This is a genomic window from Acidobacteriota bacterium (assembly GCA_016196065.1).
Lineage (GTDB): Bacteria > Acidobacteriota > Terriglobia > Terriglobales > Acidobacteriaceae > Acidiflorens.
Map to the genome: position 1 here is coordinate 240,465 of JACPYL010000012.1, position 15,793 is coordinate 256,257.

13 protein-coding genes, 1 tRNA gene and 1 riboswitch are annotated in these 15,793 nt (G+C 56.6%); of the genes, 5 read left to right on the forward strand and 9 right to left on the reverse strand.

The annotated features are described in order from the left end of the window. Window positions 1-343: 343 nt before the first annotated feature. The 5 genes from HY010_13155 to HY010_13175 all read right to left on the reverse strand — a co-directional run bounded on the left by HY010_13155 (window position 344) and on the right by HY010_13175 (window position 4,266). Complete coding sequence (locus HY010_13155; protein MBI3476674.1) at window positions 344-517, reverse strand: hypothetical protein; 174 nt, start codon at window positions 515-517, stop codon at window positions 344-346. Window positions 518-540: 23 nt separating this feature from the next. Then, window positions 541-732, reverse strand: coding sequence for a helix-turn-helix domain-containing protein (locus HY010_13160; protein ID MBI3476675.1), 192 nt, complete (start codon window positions 730-732; stop codon window positions 541-543). A 154-nt stretch (window positions 733-886) separates the two neighbouring features. After that, a riboswitch (SAM riboswitch) is annotated at window positions 887-1,003 on the reverse strand. A gap of 687 nt (window positions 1,004-1,690) precedes the next feature. Beyond that, window positions 1,691-2,143 (reverse strand): hypothetical protein, encoded by a 453-nt coding sequence (locus HY010_13165; protein ID MBI3476676.1) that lies wholly within the window; start codon window positions 2,141-2,143, stop codon window positions 1,691-1,693. A gap of 539 nt (window positions 2,144-2,682) precedes the next feature. Then, the gene (locus HY010_13170) at window positions 2,683-2,892 is read right to left on the reverse strand and encodes a hypothetical protein (GenBank protein ID MBI3476677.1); all 210 of its coding nucleotides are present in this window, start codon (window positions 2,890-2,892) and stop codon (window positions 2,683-2,685) included. A gap of 141 nt (window positions 2,893-3,033) precedes the next feature. After that, window positions 3,034-4,266 carry a hypothetical protein gene (locus tag HY010_13175; GenBank protein ID MBI3476678.1) on the reverse strand — a complete coding sequence of 411 codons (1,233 nt, stop codon included), beginning with the start codon at window positions 4,264-4,266 and terminating at the stop codon, window positions 3,034-3,036. 97 nt (window positions 4,267-4,363) lie between these two features. Here HY010_13175 and HY010_13180 point away from each other — a divergent pair. Next, window positions 4,364-4,440 (forward strand) — tRNA-Met (locus HY010_13180). A 35-nt stretch (window positions 4,441-4,475) separates the two neighbouring features. On the opposite strand, the gene deoC is transcribed toward HY010_13180, so the two are convergent. The 4 genes from deoC to HY010_13200 form a co-directional block, all read right to left on the reverse strand. After that, complete coding sequence (gene deoC / locus HY010_13185; protein MBI3476679.1) at window positions 4,476-5,180, reverse strand: deoxyribose-phosphate aldolase; 705 nt, start codon at window positions 5,178-5,180, stop codon at window positions 4,476-4,478. A 436-nt stretch (window positions 5,181-5,616) separates the two neighbouring features. Further along, window positions 5,617-7,710: a response regulator gene (locus tag HY010_13190; GenBank protein ID MBI3476680.1), complete on the reverse strand. Its 2,094-nt coding sequence runs from the start codon at window positions 7,708-7,710 to the stop codon at window positions 5,617-5,619. Window positions 7,711-7,945: 235 nt separating this feature from the next. Then, entirely contained in the window at window positions 7,946-8,293 is a 348-nt protein-coding gene (locus HY010_13195) for a metallopeptidase family protein (protein ID MBI3476681.1), read from the reverse strand. A gap of 7 nt (window positions 8,294-8,300) precedes the next feature. Beyond that, on the reverse strand, window positions 8,301-9,338 hold the full coding sequence (locus tag HY010_13200) for a low specificity L-threonine aldolase (GenBank protein MBI3476682.1): 1,038 nt from the start codon (window positions 9,336-9,338) through the stop codon (window positions 8,301-8,303). A 141-nt stretch (window positions 9,339-9,479) separates the two neighbouring features. Between HY010_13200 and HY010_13205 the strand changes: the two genes are divergently transcribed. The 4 genes from HY010_13205 (at window position 9,480) to HY010_13220 (ending at window position 15,785) form a co-directional block, all read left to right on the forward strand. Next, window positions 9,480-10,595, forward strand: coding sequence for an efflux RND transporter periplasmic adaptor subunit (locus HY010_13205; GenBank protein MBI3476683.1), 1,116 nt, complete (start codon window positions 9,480-9,482; stop codon window positions 10,593-10,595). A gap of 136 nt (window positions 10,596-10,731) precedes the next feature. Further along, window positions 10,732-13,842: a multidrug efflux RND transporter permease subunit gene (locus HY010_13210; GenBank protein ID MBI3476684.1), complete on the forward strand. Its 3,111-nt coding sequence runs from the start codon at window positions 10,732-10,734 to the stop codon at window positions 13,840-13,842. Between the two features lie 290 nt (window positions 13,843-14,132). After that, a complete protein-coding gene (locus HY010_13215) occupies window positions 14,133-14,699 on the forward strand; it encodes a BON domain-containing protein (protein ID MBI3476685.1) in 567 nt (188 codons plus the stop codon). Between the two features lie 138 nt (window positions 14,700-14,837). Beyond that, on the forward strand, window positions 14,838-15,785 hold the full coding sequence (locus HY010_13220; GenBank protein MBI3476686.1) for a threonylcarbamoyl-AMP synthase: 948 nt from the start codon (window positions 14,838-14,840) through the stop codon (window positions 15,783-15,785). Window positions 15,786-15,793 lie beyond the last annotated feature (8 nt).

Consider the following 15,793-nt stretch of genomic DNA (forward strand, 5'->3'; position numbering starts at 1 on the left):
TCCGCTAATGGACTTGGTTCGTGCTTAGGGGTTTGAGTAGGCTTCACAAACAGCGGTGAGAGGTAGCCGTCTTTACCCCGGACTGATTCACGAACAACTATCAAATGGCACTTCACAATCAGGCTGTGGGTCGTTCGATGGATTACGGGTCTGGATGTCAGGCACGCCCTGGCAGTGATAGCCATCCTTTGTCCAAACAGACCAGCAGCGTCAAGATTCTGCTCGATGTAGTGGAGCAGTCCACGCTCTTGTAGCGTCAATGTTTTTGTGGATTTGTTGCGGTCGCGCTTTGGTATGTGTATCGTTTTGTCAGTCATTCTGTCCCTTTCCTTCTGTCTACTTCCTATTTCTGCAATTCCAGGCTCACGAGTGCCAAGTCATCCGGTGTCAATCGTCCGAGTAGCGCCCCGATTGAGCGTGATGTTTGAAAGCTCGTCGTCTTCGTGAGTTCACGGAGTGCTCTGACCTTGTTGACGAGTTCTCGCAAGTCAGCCCGCAATTCGTTTTTCGTTTCCATCGTGAGTCCCCTCTGTCTTTCCTTTACTGCACCTTGCCTGCGTCAGCAGAGCGACGAATCCACTGTTCGACATCGCTGCGCAGGAATCGCATCCCGCACGGCAGGCGTAGAACTGGTAGTGGGATTTCGTGGGAGGTCTGCCCTCTGCGCCTGGTCAACTCATAGACGCTGCGCTTGCTGCACTTCAAGAACACAGCAAGGTCTGTCACAGTCATCAGTTCCACGTTTGACTCCTCGCTCCCCAATAGAAAAAACGCCTGACAGACGTGAGTCCATCAGGGCGTTGGTCGAGGCGCTTTGCGGAACGCCTGTCAAAAATCTACCCGCAAAGGTTTCCGACCATGCCCCGCTTGGGGTCTGCGATCAAATGTGGTGATTGCGTTTTGCGCTCACCCGCGCCGTACCTGCCCTAGTCGGGCGACCACCGTGGCCTTTCGGATCGGTTGGTGAGACAGTCGCGAGAACTGCCCGCTCTTGGTACATTTCTACCTCTCAAGAATAGCAAGCTGAGAGGGATTAGCAATGGCTCGAAAGTCATCAGCACTTGTTACCGATCAGTGCGATGACCTACTATTACAATATTACACTGTGGTATGCCCAAAGTCAATCTAACTCGCTAGCACAATGCTGCAAGATATTCATTGACTGATACAAAAATATCAAAAATATATATCAGTACGTGAGAATCATTCTGACGCCCGATGGTACCTACTCCGAAAATGTACCAGGCAGAAAGCTACGCAAAGGGGACCCACAAAGGGGACCCGCCCGAAAAAATGTACCGGATAGAAATTCCGGAAAGGGGACCCAATAGACGGGACCCCAATGAAAGGGAGCGTTGTGTGACCTGGCCGAACCGATCACGTTGGAGAACTACCACGGGGCGCTCTGCCGGACGGTCGGTCGTCTGGGGAGGTAACCACCCTATTTTTCTGCCCTTCGACTGTCCTACCCCATACCCCTAATTCGCATCAGGGTTGCGAGGGAGCCGCAATCAGGGCAGCAGGAGGCTGTTGAGCGACGGTTCGTAGAACCTGCGTCACAAAATCACGTCCTTGCAATCAGAGACTTACAAAGGACGTAGAACACCTGTAGAACATTCTGAGCATGTGACAGTTTTTGTCATTTCCAGGAAGAGGCGTCATTCATTCGTGTTGGAGAGGTCGAGCGTCATCAAGGTTGAGTTTGGTCTAGAGCGGCAGTCTGGTTCTCGCTCCACGCGACCAAATATCTGTGGAACGCATGAGTGAGGGACTCTATCCACACGTCGAAGTCTTTTCCGAGCACAAATGGATTCATCAAACGCTCATCGAAGTAGTCTGGTTGGAAATGATAGACGCCGTTTCGGAACCGCTTCAGTAACGCTAGATGTGGCGATGCCAGAAGAGGGTCGATCTCAGGGTCAGACAACTTCAAATCTTGCCAACCTTCGCAGACTACATACAGCCCTGCATACCAATAGCTGAGATACATGAACGCACGACCTGCGTCCTCATTGTCAAAGAAGCTCGGGGTCGGTGAGAACTGCTTGCCCGCTTGCAGATAGTGCTCCCGCATCTCAATGCTCCACATGAAGTAGCGGTGCAGGCTGAAAATCTTGAAGACCTCTGGAACGGGTGCACTCACGGTATTTATTTTACTAGGTGCAGGAGCACCCGCTGGTGCTTAGTGGGTATCGGTCTGACGATGTGCCCTTAGAACTGAGCCTATTTTCTCAAGTCTCTCTCCTTTGTATCGAGTATCCCGGCTATACTTTCCTGGCCTGAGGGGGCAATTACAAAATGAACTTCAGAGAGATTGTTCGTGACCTTGACAGACAAATTTCAGAGCTTCAGAAAGCACGGAAGGCGTTGGCCGGGTTGGGCGGGGCAGTCGGAAACGGAAGACGCGGAAGGACAATGAGCGCGGCTGGTCGCAAACGAATTGCAGCCGCTCAACGCGCACGCTGGGCGAAGATCAGGGCGGGCAAGAGATGAAAGCTACGGAGGAAGCATGGCAAGTCAGGAGTGTTGGGTGAGGTGTAGCGAGTGCCCTTTGATAGTCACCTTCACGGTACTGGAATTTATGGACAGACTGGGGATACTCGAATGTGCGGCAGGTCACCGCTGCGAGTACGCAGTCGGGGAAGTAAACCGGGGAGCACCGCCACAAGCGTAGGTACTGACTCAGACCCCTAGCATTCGCTTCGCTGCCTTCAGTCGTGCCTTGCGGTACGTAGGCTCAGGCTCGTTCTGCCGGATGTAATCCTCAAGAATCTGACCGAACATCGGAGCATAGCCCTTCGCAATACGGCTGATCCGCATGAAGTTCTGCGCGGGCGTAAACATCTTGTCTTTGCAGATTGCGTCAATCATCTCAAGAATGTTCTGTGACATGGATGCGACTCCGACTCACCCTATCATTATGGACAACAAATAGAAGACTGCCCATCCCACGATTCCGAATTCAAAGCAGAGCACCAGCAGAAGCCCCAGACTGAACACACCGTCAATGACCTTTTTCACGGTTCCTCCTTGTCACTTCCCCTTGCCATTCGCAGCAGCCGCTTCCAGGAGCTTCATGCCGCTCTTAAATGCCTCCGGTGTGATGGCCTTCTTGTACACGTTCAGCGTCGTCGTCATGGACTTATGCCGCAAGAGCGCCTGGGCGACAGCATAGTTGCCGTTGGTCGCTTCGATTGCAGCAGTGCAGGCTCCGCGTCGGCCAGCGTAGAGGGTCTTCCATTGCACGCCTGATTTCTTTGGGACTTTGTCGCAAATCTCACATTCTTTCTTGCCTTCGACGTGCGGCTTGATGACTCGGGCAATCAGATTGTGAAGGTCAACGGGCGTCCCGTTACGACTTTCGAACACGTACCCTTCTTTGCGGTTGCCGCTCTTCTTGCGCCAGAGTACGAGCGGAACTCTGACTTGGTCTATCAGGGGCAGGGGCGCAATGGACTCAGCCGTCTTTGGGACATCGACTATACCGCGTACAACGGAGCGACGAATATGGACGCTCTCTTTGTCGAAATCTTCCCAACGCAGAGCCGCAATCTCACCAGGACGCAAGCCAAGGAAGCAGGACAGTGCCATCACGAGTTGGCAGTCAACATGGTCAACCAGGGCTGAAATGATGTTCTCCGCTTCCTCAAGTGTGTAGTGCTTCGTGCGCTCGGATTCAATGGCGTCATCCGGCATCGAGACATCGTGCCACGGGTTGACCTTGATTCGCTGCTCAATGACCGCACGCTTGAAGAGCGAACTGCCGAGAGCCTTGATGTGCTTCAGCGTGTTCTTGCCCTGAGTGCTGGTCAGCGATTGAAGGAACTGCGTCCCCATGAACGGCTCGTACTGTTGCAGCGTGCGCTTCGCGAAGTGAGCCTTGAGATGTTGGTTCCAAATCTGCTTGTACCCTCGCACGGTCGAAGGCTTCTTTCTGGCTTTGCTAGTCAACTGCACAATCTCTTCGCAGTAGGGAAGGTATCGCTGCTCCCAGAAATCAGAGATGGACATGTCTTGCTGAGGCTGACCGTTCGACTGAGCAGCGTTGACGGTCTGCATGATTTTGTCGCGCACATCAGCGACAGATTTCTTCGTACGATGCTCGGCTCTCTTCTCGCAGAATCGGTGATGCTGCTCACCGTTCACTGAGCACAATCGCTCCGTTTTGTGAACGCGCTGCGCAGTTCCATCCTTCAATTCTGTTGTGCGATACTTAAGGAACCATGAGCCGTTGTGCTTGTAGATCGAACCTGATTGGTACGCCATTGTGCTCCCCTCTGTTTCAGCACAAGAGTACCGAATTGTTCTACAATGTTCTACAGCACAAAGGTCACATCCTCGTAACTTGCAGTAAACACACCGTGGCGGTGTAGCTCAGGTGGTTAGAGCGACGGTCTCATAATCCGTAGGTCGTAGGTTCGAGTCCTACCGCCGCCACCAAAATCCTCCCAAAAACTTCCGCGACGAGGACTGTGTTAGTAGTCGGAACCGCTCTGCTGCGATCCCGGAGTCTCGCCCTGCAACTCCGCCATGATCGCGACCGCGGCACTCGTCCCCACCAGGTCAGCGCCCGCTTCCACCAGTTCGCGCACGTGTTCAGCAGTTTTGATTCCGCCCGATGCCTTGATGTGGATATGCTTTGGCGCGAGCCCACGGAGAAAACGGATGTCTTCTGCCGTGGCGATTCCCACGCTGCCACTGCTCGCGTTCTTCAGGTAAGAGACTCCGGCATCGATACTGAGTGCAACTGCGCGTTCCCGCTGCGCCAGATTCAGGAGAGGAAGTTCCAGCATGATCTTTACCGGAATTCCCTGCGCCCCTTCTACCACTCCCCGGATGTCTTCGAAATAGTCCTTCTCTCGACCTGAAAGCAGAAAGCCGACGTTCGGCATCAAGTCGATTTCCTGTGCACCTTCCTGGACGAGGCGGCCCGCCTCGTACGCCTTGCCTGCGCTCGTCATCGTGCCGAAGGGGAGATCGATAAACGATGCCACCTTGATTCCGGTGCCTGCGAGCGCCGCCGTGGTCTTGCTTGTCCACGCCGGAGGAATCATGGCCGCGTGAAATCTGTACTTCTTGCATTCTTCAATGTGCTGTTGCCACTGCGCGTCGGTCAGGCGATTGGAAATGAGTGTCGACTGGATTCGTCCGGCAAAACTGGCGGCGTCTTGCAGCGAGATGCGGGGCTTGGCGTGAGTCTCGGTCAATTCTGCTCTGTCGATTTCCCTGGGAACAAATGTTTGCGGAACTCGCCAGTCTGCGCCCCGGTTGCGCCCCTGTCAACACAAGGAGGCAGGAAGGAGGTAGGTTGGTGGTAGCTCAGTTTGAACCCGAATCCATTCCCATACTGCCCGGCAGTGCTGATATTCACACCAACGCAATGAGTACCGGACGGACAACCGACAATAGCCCGGCGTTTTAACGCCGGGTAGGGTCCGCGTAACAAAGAGCCAGCGGGACGACTGATCTGACGGATACGGTCCGGGCGTGAACCCAGTCGTGCCTCCCGCACTGGGCGCCAGAAATTGCCCCACACCCGCCAGTAAACTGGCGGGCTGCCCTCAATCGTCCCGCGGGGACGGCGGTTTGTCAGTTTGAAGGTTGAGCCGCGACCGGCTAGTTCTCAGTCATCGGGCAGTCGTCCAGCAGCGACCGCGCTTTGCTGGCCAGACTCTTCAGTGAGAACGGTTTCTGCAGCACTTCGGCGTGTTCGGTGAGGTCTTCGGAGTTGCGAACGGCGAAATCAGGATAGCCGGACATATAAAGAATCTTGGCCTGCGGATACAGCCGCATGATGTGATTGCCCAATTCCTGTCCACCCATGTTCGGCATGACGATGTCGGTGACGACGAGATCGATTTGTTTCTGCTGCGTTTCGGCGATGCGGAGCGCCGCTTCGCCGTCGGGTGCGGCCAGCACGTTGTAGCCGAGGCCCATCAGGTACACGCTCGCCACTTCGCGAATGGCAACCTGATCCTCCACCAGCAGGATTGTTTCCGTGCCGGTCGTAGCAGTCTTGGTTGGCTTCGGTTCGGGCGACACTGCCGCTTCGCAATCCGGGAAAAAGATTTTGAAGGTCGTGCCTTGTTCGGGCTCGCTGTAAACGGAGATCGCTCCGCCACTCTGCTGGATCACGCCATACACCATGGGCAAGCCTAGTCCAGTACCCTTGCCCGGAGCTTTCGTCGTGAAGAACGGCTCGAAGATACGTGCCTGGGTGGCCGCATCCATGCCCGTGCCGGTATCGGTGACCGCGATCATAACGTAGGATCCCGCTTGCACGAAGGAGTGCCGCCAATTCTGGGGCTCGTCGAAACGGACGCTGGCTGCTTGAATCGTCAGGGTGCCGCCGTCGGGCATCGCGTCGCGTGCATTCAAGGCGAGATTCAAGAGAGCTTGTTCGAGCTGTCCCTGATCAACCTTCACTCGTGCCAGATTGTCTTCGCTCTCGATCTTCAGCGCGATGGTTTCCGGCAGAACGCGAGCGAGCATTCTGGCCACTCCAGTCAGCACTGAGGGAACATCGATGACGCGGGGCTGCAGGAATTGTTTCCGGCTGAACGCGAGCAACTGGCTGGTTAAGGCGGCCGCTCGTTGGACCGCATTGTGAACCTCGGCTGCATCCGCGCCGAGGGGATCGTCGGGAAGCAGGCGATCCCGAATGCGATCGATATGCGCGCCCATCACCATCAGCAGATTGTTGAAATCGTGAGCGACGCCTCCGGCGAGTTGGCCGACTGCTTCCATCTTCTGAGCCTGGCGGAGCCGATCTTCCATGCGCCGGTTTTCCGTAATGTCGTAGAGAACGCCCTGCATCAACTGCATGTCACCGGGAACAGCGTCGAGCAGATTCGCTTCGTCGCGAAACCAGAGAATCCGGCCATCGCGCGCCAACATGCGGTATTCCGCTTTGTACAGTTGATGCGTTTCCTTGATTCGGTTCTCGGCCGCAATCGCGATTTCGCGATCTTCGTGATGAATGCGGCTCATCCAGAGGCCTGGATCCGCCATCCACTCCTCGGCGGTGAATCCCAACATCGATTCGATCTGGGGACTCACGAATTGCCACCGGCCTTCGATGCCGACTTCTGCAACATAAGTAATCGCGGGCAGGCGTTCAACCAAGGTCCGGTAGCGCGTTTCCGCCGCCCGCAATTCCGTCTTCGCGCGATAGTGCTCAATTGCAATTCCCGCCAGATGCGTGGCCCGGTCAATCAATAAGAGATGATGAGGCTGGGGCCCGAGTGGCTCCCGGTAATAGCAGGCAAATGTTCCCTGCACCGTGCCGTCATGCGAGGCAATCGGCATCGACCAGCAAGCGCGCAGTCCGTGAGGTAACGCCAGGTGCCGGTAGTCGGCCCACAAAGGATCGTTCGCAATATCCGTAACTACGACTGGCTGCTGGCGATATGCTGCCGTGCCGCAGGATCCTGCCCGGGGGCCAATGGAGAGTCCTTGTAGTGCGTCGCGATAACTTCGTGGCAGGCTCGGCGACGCTCCTTCGCTCATCGTGGCTCCGTCGGCGTTCAGCAACAGAACCGAACAAAGCAGGCCCGGCGATCTTTCTTCAATTTTTAGACACAGGGATTCCAGTATTCGCGTCAAAGGCTGTTGTGCCCGGATCATCTCCAGCACGGCCTTGTCGAGCAGAGACAACGCCTCCGCGATCTTGTGGGGATCGCCGTCCGACATGCGGGCTGCTGTTGACATACGGGACTCTCAGTCCGATGCGCAGGAACGCAGTTCTGTGCACCGGAAGATGGTGGAACCACAAAATCGGGGGGGGACTTCATTATCGTTGCGTATGGCAGAGTCCGCACGGTTACTACGGTAACCAGGGATTGAAGGGAAAAATTGAAGGGGGAAAGGCAGGTTGTCGAGAACGGTTTTTCGAACCTTGCGGCTCGAAGCGCACCCGCAATCCGACCTTTCACCTGCGCCCTGCCTACACGTCTTTTAAAGCGTCTTCGTCCAATCCGAAGTAGTGCCCAAGCTCATGCAGCACGGTTTGCCGCACCTGGTGTCGAATCTCAGCCTCGGTCGAGCACACCGCCTCGATGTTTTTCTGGTAAATGACGATGCGGTCAGGGCCTTGGGAAAGGTCAAAAACACTTTTTTCAGTCGCTGGCCGGCCTTGATAGATACCCAGAACGAGTCCGTCCCGGCTGCGTGCGACTTCCCGAGGAGGGCGGTCTTCGACCAGCACGGCGAGATTGTGAATGCGCTCCTGGAACTGCCTGGGCAGAGCGTCCAGAACTCCTTCGACCAGCGTTACGAATCGCTCGCGTTCCATGGGTTGCTCAGACTCCGCCGACGACCTCGGCCACGAACGTTACGAACTGCTTGATGTCGTCTTCGGTCGTATCCAACGAGCACATCCAACGTACAACCGATTCCTCTTCGATCCACGGATAGAAAAAATATCGTTCCTGGATTTTCTTGATCGCGGGACGCGGTATCTGGACGAATACTCCGTTCGCATCCACTGGATACACGACCTTGACCTGGGGAATCTTCTTCACCTCGCTCTCGAGCAGCTTGGCCATGCGGTTGGAATGCTCGGCGTTGCGACGCCACAGATCGTTGGTGAGCAATGCTTCCATTTGGACGGCCAGAAAACGCATCTTCGACGCCAGTTGCATCCCCTGCTTGCGCATGAACAGAAACTCCCGCGCCAGTGCTGGCCGAAAGAAAACGACGGCTTCTACTCCCATCAACCCGTTTTTCGTCCCCCCGAACGAGAGCACGTCGACTCCGAGATCTCGTGTTGCCTGCCGCAGGGTCAGGCCTTGCGCAACGACGGCGTTCGAAATTCTTGCTCCGTCCATATGCAGGAACATGTCGCGCTCGTGGGCAAACCTCGCCAGGGCTTCCACCTCTGCGCGCTGATACACCGTCCCCATTTCAGTCGACTGCGTGATCGAGATCACCTTGGGTTGCACATGGTGCTGATCCCCGATCCCGTGGTACGCGTGCTCCACGGTTTCCACGGTCAATTTGCCCATAGCCGCAGCCAGCGGAATCAGCTTGCATCCCGTGAGCTTCTCCGGAGCGCCACATTCATCGGTGTAAATGTGGGACATCTCGGAGCACAACACCGCGTGATACGGGCGCGTCAACGCGTCCAGGCTCAAAACATTGGCAGCTGTTCCGTTGAAGACGAAGAACACCTCGACATCCTCGCCGAACTGCTCGCGAAATTTGCGAACGGCGGATTCCGTATAGGGGTCGTCGCCATATCCGACGACGTGTCCCTGGTTCGCGCGCCCAATGGCCTCGATCACCTCGGCGTGCACCATGGCATTGTTGTCGCTGGCAAAACTGCGGCTCGGTTTCATGACCAAAACAGCCTAGCAGACCTGCAAATTCTTAGGAGCTTTAGGCATCTATTTCGAATCTATTGGCTCTACAATAAGTGTTTCGAGGCCGATCGAGCGGTCAGCCTGGGCCAGTTGGCTCGTTTTAGAAAGATGGATTACATGCGCGGAATTTCAGTTCGATCCTTTGAATTTTTTGCACCCGTCCTTTTTCTTGGATTTCTGCTGTTCTCCACCAGTGGATGCTCGGGCAACAAACCCGCGCAGGCCGGGGGCCCGCAAGCTATGCCCGTGCAGGTGAAAACGGCCCAGCCTGCCAAGGTCGATGACACCACGGACTATGTGGCCACCTTGAAATCGCGGGAGACGGCAGTGATCATGCCCCAAGTGGAGGGCATCATCACCCAGATCTTCGTCCATTCCGGACAGAGCGTCGCGGCCGGAGCGCCCTTGATGCAGATCGATCCTGCCAAGCAACAGGCAACCGTCAAGAGTCAGGAAGACGCCCACACCGCCCAGGAAGCCCAGGTCAAATGGGCGCAGCAAAACTACGAGCGGATCAGCGGCCTGGCCAATGCCGGCGTCGTCAGCAAGCAGGAGCTTGACCAGGCCAAAGCGAACGTCGATGCAGCCCAAGCCCAGTTGCAGAGCCTGTCGGCGCAAGTGCGTGAGCAGCAGGTGCAGCTCCACTATTACCAGGTCGTAGCCTCGCGGGCTGGAATCGTTGGAGACGTCCCGGTCCGAGTCGGTGACCGGGTTCAAACTTCGACGATGCTTACGACCGTCGACCGTCCCGGCACGCTCGAAGCCTATGTCTATGTTCCGGTCGAGAAAAGCGCGCAGCTCAAGATGAATCTGCCCGTGCAGCTCGTGGACGCCAGCGGCAAGGTACTCGCCGCCAGCCGGATCACCTTTGTCTCGCCGCAGGTGGATAACGCGACCCAGACCGTCCTGGTGAAAGCGCAGGTTCCGAACAACAACGACTCTTTGCGCAACGCGCAGTTTATCCGTGCTCGCGTAGTCTGGAGCACCACCCAGCGTTCGGTGGTGCCAATCATAGCGGTGTCTCGTATCGGAGGGCTGTATTTCGCCTTCGTCGCTGAGGCCGACTCCAAAGGCGGATACGTAGTCCGTCAAAAGACCCTGCAGGTCGGACAAATCGTAGGCAACGACTATGTCGTGCTCGACGGAATCAAGACCGGCGACAAAGTCGTCGTCACAGGGACGCAGTTTCTGATCGACGGCATCCCAGTCATTCCACAGGAATCGAGTAGCTAGTTTCTAGTTGTTGGTTTCTAGTTCCCAGTTGTCCGCTCGCGATTGGGACGTCACCAGGAACCGGCCACCAGGAAACGAATTAGGACTTGTAACCAGCAACTGGAAACTGGAAACCAGCCTTACTGACTGCCCTCTTATGGTTGATTTTTTTATTCATCGTCCCGTTTTTTCGACCGTGTGCGCCTTGCTCATCATTCTCGCGGGCGCTTCCGTCATCCCCACTCTCCCTATCTCCCAATTCCCTCAACTCGCGCCGCCGCAAGTCAGCGTAACCAGCGTGTATGTGGGCGCGAGCGCCCAGACGGTGGAGTCGGCTGTCACTACACCGCTCGAGCAGCAGATCAACGGTGCGGAGGGCATGAAGTACATTACATCCTCGTCGACCAACGACGGGGTGAGTCAGATCACCGCGACCTTTGATTTGACGCGCAATCCTGACCTTGCCTCGGTCGACATTCAGAACCGCGTCAACACGGCTCAGGGACGCCTCCCCAATGCGGTCAAGCAGGTTGGCATCACAGTACAGAAGAGTTCGCAGAATTTCGTGTTCGGCGCCGCCGTCTTCTCGCCCGACCAGCGCTATACGCCGCTCTTCATGAGCAACTACCTCGACGTATACGTGCGCGACAGTCTCAAGCGCGTGCCCGGCGTAGCCGACGTGCTCATCTTCGGAGAGCGCAAGTATTCCATGCGCTTATGGCTCGATCCTGTGCGGATGGCCAGCCGCAGCCTCACCGCGCCCGATGTCGTATCGGCACTGAGCGAGCAGAACGTGGAAGTCGCCGCCGGGCAGGTCGGATCGCAACCCGCTATGCCCGGCCAGCAATACCAGATCAGCGTTCGCGCCGTCGGCCGCCTTTCGGAAGCGGCGCAGTTCGACAACATCATCCTCAAGAGTAATAACGATGGCACGCTGGTTCGCCTGAAGGACGTCGGCCGCGCCGAACTCGGCGCAGAAGACTACGGTTCCGACCTGCTCTACAACGGCCAGGACGCGGTCGGCATCGGCATTACCCAGCTTTCCACCGCCAACGCGCTCGACGTTCGAAAGAAGTGCCTGGCAGAACTCGATCGTCTCTCCAAGCGATTCCCGCCCGGCATGAAAGCGGAAGTGGCATTCGACACCACGGACGCCGTCAGCGAATCGATTCGTGACGTCGTGTATACACTCGGCGGATCCATCTTTCTCGTCATTCTCGTTATTTTTATTTTCCTGCAAGACTGGCGCTCGACCATCATCCCCGCCGTCACGATTCCGGTCTCGCTGATTGGCACGTTTGCGTTTATCAAGCTGCTCGGCTTTTCCATTAACACGCTCACTCTATTCGGCATCACGCTCGCAACTGGACTGGTCGTCGACGATGCCATCGTCGTCATCGAAAATATCGAACGCCACCTGCAGGAAGGCGAGTCCGATCCAACCAAGGCGTCTTCGGACGCCATGCACGAAGTAACAGGCGCAGTCATTGCGACCTCACTGGTGCTGGTCGCTGTGTTTATTCCGGTAGCGTTTTTTCCTGGCACCACTGGAATATTGTTCCGCCAGTTCGCGCTCACCATCGCGTTCTCGATCGCCATCTCGGCGTTTAACGCTCTTACCCTGACGCCCGCGCTCTCCGCGCTCCTACTGGGCCGCAAGCACGGCCAAAAGAACATCGTCTTCCGCTTCGTCGATCGCGTCATCGAAGCCATCACCAGCGGATACGTACATGCGCTGCGCACCTTCCTGCGCTATGAACCGGTCGCCCTCCTCTTATTCGCCGGCGGCCTCGGACTCGCTTACTTTGTCTTTCAACAGGTCCCCAGAGGTTTTGTCCCCAACGAAGATCAGGGATATCTGATCGTCATCGTGCAATCCCCAGCGGGCGCTTCGCTGGAATACACGAGAAAAATTGGCGAGCAGATTTCAGCGATCACCAAGAAAGTTCCTGAGATTCAGGGCACCTTCGCAATTGCGGGCTTCAGTTTTGGCGGTGCCGCCGCAAACCGTGGCCTCGTCTTCCTGCCACTCACGCCCTACAGTAAACGCGAGGGGAAAGAACACACTGCCTCTGCGGTGCTGAATAAGATTCGCGGTCCGATGTTCGGTATTTCCGGAGCTTTAGTGATCGCCGTCGAACCGCCCGCCGTGCAGGGGCTGGGGGCATTCGGTGGCTTCCAGTTCGAATTGCAGGATCAAGGCAGCCACACCTTGCAGGAACTGGATAAAGTGACGCACGACCTGATCCGCGAGGGCGGAGCGCGCAAAGAGAAAGATCTCGTCAGTCTCTTTTCTACCTACACGGCCGGCGACCCGCAGTTCGTCGTGACTATCGATCGCGAAAAAGCAAAGAGCCTGCACGTTCCCCTCAACCAGATCACGGAAACGCTAAGCGTCTATATGGGATCGGCGTATATCAACGACTTCGATTTCAATAACCGCTCCTACCGCGTGTACGTACAAGCCGACAAGCAGTTCCGCGCCCGTCCGCAAGACATCAACCAGTACTATGTCCGGTCGGACGGCGGCTCGATGATTCCGCTGGAGAACCTGTTGGCTGTGACCTCGACCGCGGCGCCCCAGGTCATCAGCCACTACAACCTTTTCCGGGCAACGGAAATTACGGGCGTTGCCGCCCCCGGCTTCAGTTCCGGCCAGGCCATCGACGCCATGCAGCAGAACGCGGCCAAGGTCATGCCCCAGGGCTTCAACTACGAATGGTCCGGAATCTCGTTGGAAGAACTGCAATCGGGAAGCACGACGCTGATCCTGTTCGGCCTTGGTGTCGTGGTCGTGTATCTCACGCTTTCCGCGCAATACGAAAGCTTCGTGCTTCCATTCATCATCTTGCTGGCGGTGCCGATGGCGTTGCTGGGCGCCCTTTCTGCGCAATGGCTACGCGGCCAGGAAAATGACGTGTACTGCCAGGTCGGACTCGTCATGCTCGTCGGACTGTCTTCGAAAAACGCCATCTTGATCGTGGAATTTGCCGAGCAATTGCGCAAGCGCGGTATGACGATTCTGGACTCCGCTGTTGAAGCCGCAAAAATTCGACTGCGCCCGATTCTCATGACGTCCTTTGCATTCATTCTCGGCGTCGTACCTCTGGTCACCGCCAGCGGCGCCGGCGAAAATGGGCGCCACTCCGTCGGCACCACCGTTTTCGGCGGCATGATCATGAGCACGATCCTGAACCTGTTCTTCATTCCCGTGCTCTATTTGCTGATTGAAGGCTTCCGCGAGCGCCGCAAGACCAAAGCAGCATAAGCCTGTGTCATGACGAAAAGAGTCATCATCAGTGAATTGTCATCCTGACCCCGAGCGAATTCGAGGGGGAAGGACCTGCTTTCTTTCGGTTCTCTGAGGAAGCGGCCCATGGAAATCGCTTTCCTCGGGGAGCCCAGTCACCGTGGCTAGGAACTTGACCTTTCGTCCTTCCCGGCACATTATCTGGTAGCCAACCGTAGTTTAAGCAACCGTTCGAGCCTTAATTTCATCTTTACGCTTGGGAAACATTCGGGCTCCCGCTACAAAATCCAGGTTGTGCGAGGTCCACTATGAAGAAGTTCTTATTGCTTGCCGTTATTGCCTCCGCTCTTTCTACCGCCGTGCCGGCACAGGAAAATCGAGATGCTCTCAGCCAAAAAGGTATTGATCGCATCACGAAAGAGGTGCGACACGAACTCGTCATGCTGCCGTACTACGGCGTGTTCGACAATCTGTCTTACAAAGTCGATCCCGACGGCACGGTGACGCTGCTCGGCCAAGCCGCTCGTCCGACGCTCAAGTCGGATGCGGAAAATGCCGTGAAGCGCATTGAAGGTGTGGAGAAAGTCGTCAACAACATCGAAGTCCTGCCGACTTCAATCGGCGATGACCGTATCCGCCGCGCCGTTTACCGCGCGATCTTTGGAAACTCGGTTCTCAGTCAATATCAACTGCGTGCGGTACCGCCGATCCACATCATCGTGAACAAAGGACACGTCGCTCTCGAAGGCGTGGTTGCCCGGCAGATGGAAAAGCAGATTGCCGGTGTCCAGGCGAATGGCGTTTCCGGCGTGTTCTCCGTCGCGAACAACCTTCGGGTGGAAGAGGACGACAAGAAAGATGACAAGAAGAAATAACGACCGCTGATATAGGGCGGACACTCCTGTCCGCCCTGCAATCCCTGCCCGATCCGAACCAGCTTTTCTCCGCGCCCATTGCGGCTTCTCTTTGCGTCCGCTGCGGTTTAAAATTTTGAGCTTGAGACGCCAGCGAGGATGACCGTCCACCCAGACATCGAACGCGCTGCTGCGCTCTTGCGTGCTGGCCGTCTTGTCGTCTTTCCCACGGAAACCGTCTATGGCTTAGGTGCAAACGCCCTCGATCCAGACGCTGTCGCACGCATTTACGCGGCCAAAGGCCGCCCCGCGACCAGTCCTCTCATCGTCCACGTAGCCTCGATCGAGATGGCGCAGTCTCTGGTTGCAGGTTGGCCCGAAATCGCCGACCGCCTGGCGCGCAAGTTCTGGCCCGGCCCGTTGACGCTCGTCCTCGAGAAGAAGTCTGCGATTCCGGCGATTGTCACCGCCGGACTTTCCACCGTCGGCCTGCGCATGCCCGCACATCCTATCGCGCAAGCGTTGCTTCGCGCTGCCGGACTACCGTTAGCCGCGCCGAGCGCGAATCGTTTTACAGAACTTTCTCCGACCACTGCGGACCATGTGCGCCAGAGCCTGGGTGACGATGTCGATCTCATCCTGGACGGCGGCCCCTGCGAGGTCGGAATCGAATCAACCGTGCTGTCGCTCGTTGGCTCGCAGCCTGTGTTACTGCGTCCGGGTGGGATATCCCGCTCAGAAATTGAAGCAGTCATTGGCCCGGTGATGACGGGGCCTGAAGTCGTCATCGGCGCACATCCGTCGCCCGGAATGCACGCGCGCCACTACAGTCCGCGGACTCGCTTGTTTTTAGTAAGAGATGGAAAAGTGCCTGAGCAGGGGAGCGGAATTTACCTGCGGCATGAGCATCCACCGTCGCGCAAAGACATCGAGATTATGCAGATGCCGTTGCATGCCCCCGAATATGCGACTGTGCTCTACGAGCGACTCCATCAAGCCGACGCCGGTGAACACGAGTGGATCGCCGTTGACTCGCCGCCCGCATCCAGCGCTTGGGAAGCGGTAAACGACCGTCTTCGCCGTGCTTCAACGCCAGACCTAATTTAGGGGGATGC

What these genes read in the sequence shown, in the direction of transcription:
- HY010_13155 (MBI3476674.1), bottom strand. Translation starts at nt 517, where the DNA reads ATGGAAACGAAAAACGAATTGCGGGCTGACTTGCGAGAACTCGTCAAC.
- HY010_13160 (MBI3476675.1), bottom strand. Translation starts at nt 732, where the DNA reads ATGACTGTGACAGACCTTGCTGTGTTCTTGAAGTGCAGCAAGCGCAGC.
- HY010_13205 (MBI3476683.1), top strand. Translation starts at nt 9,480, where the DNA reads ATGCGCGGAATTTCAGTTCGATCCTTTGAATTTTTTGCACCCGTCCTT.
- HY010_13220 (MBI3476686.1), top strand. Translation starts at nt 14,838, where the DNA reads ATGACCGTCCACCCAGACATCGAACGCGCTGCTGCGCTCTTGCGTGCT.
- HY010_13190 (MBI3476680.1), bottom strand. Translation starts at nt 7,710, where the DNA reads ATGTCAACAGCAGCCCGCATGTCGGACGGCGATCCCCACAAGATCGCG.
- HY010_13210 (MBI3476684.1), top strand. Translation starts at nt 10,732, where the DNA reads ATGGTTGATTTTTTTATTCATCGTCCCGTTTTTTCGACCGTGTGCGCC.
- HY010_13170 (MBI3476677.1), bottom strand. Translation starts at nt 2,892, where the DNA reads ATGTCACAGAACATTCTTGAGATGATTGACGCAATCTGCAAAGACAAG.
- HY010_13195 (MBI3476681.1), bottom strand. Translation starts at nt 8,293, where the DNA reads ATGGAACGCGAGCGATTCGTAACGCTGGTCGAAGGAGTTCTGGACGCT.
- HY010_13215 (MBI3476685.1), top strand. Translation starts at nt 14,133, where the DNA reads ATGAAGAAGTTCTTATTGCTTGCCGTTATTGCCTCCGCTCTTTCTACC.
- HY010_13200 (MBI3476682.1), bottom strand. Translation starts at nt 9,338, where the DNA reads ATGAAACCGAGCCGCAGTTTTGCCAGCGACAACAATGCCATGGTGCAC.
- HY010_13175 (MBI3476678.1), bottom strand. Translation starts at nt 4,266, where the DNA reads ATGGCGTACCAATCAGGTTCGATCTACAAGCACAACGGCTCATGGTTC.